The sequence below is a fragment of the Herbaspirillum chlorophenolicum genome, assembly GCF_001189955.1.
GTDB classification, from domain to species: Bacteria; Pseudomonadota; Gammaproteobacteria; order Burkholderiales; family Burkholderiaceae_D; genus Herbaspirillum; species Herbaspirillum chlorophenolicum.
The window spans coordinates 1-393 of record NZ_LFLT01000173.1 but is presented as its reverse complement, the minus strand read 5'-3'; the positions used below and the strand labels follow the sequence as shown (position 1 = coordinate 393).

Here is a 393-nt window from a genome sequence, read left to right as displayed (position 1 = left end):
AGCCAAACCAAGGTTGGATGCTTAATACATTCCGATTTGACAGCGATATTTTAAGATTATTTCCGAGCTGACATATCGGCATGAATCAACGTCCAATATCGGCTGTAAGAAGCCTTTCCTGAGAGTTGATTTAGGTAGCTATGAATTCTCATTCAATGGCAATAATATGCATGCCTTGTTGATATTGATCCTCAGTTTCTGTCTTTGTATGCCGGTGCTTGCAAAAGAAATACCGCCCGATATCCGTAGTTTTTATCGGAAAGATGAGATGCTCCAGAACGCATGCAAGACGACTGAACGTAGCCGGACAAGGACAACGATACGTGCATTAGCCAAAGATCGAGCTCCCAAATTAGCCTCGCGCTTGGTAGATGAAATGCTATGCGGGGACAC

At 43.8% G+C, this 393-nt stretch carries 1 protein-coding gene; it reads left to right on the top strand.

Annotation, left to right across the window (positions count from 1 at the left end; translation table 11 throughout):
• Nucleotides 1-166 precede the first annotated feature (166 nt).
• The coding region (locus AKL28_RS25240; RefSeq protein ID WP_231602691.1) for a hypothetical protein at nt 167-393 on the top strand (227 nt) is incomplete at its 3' end.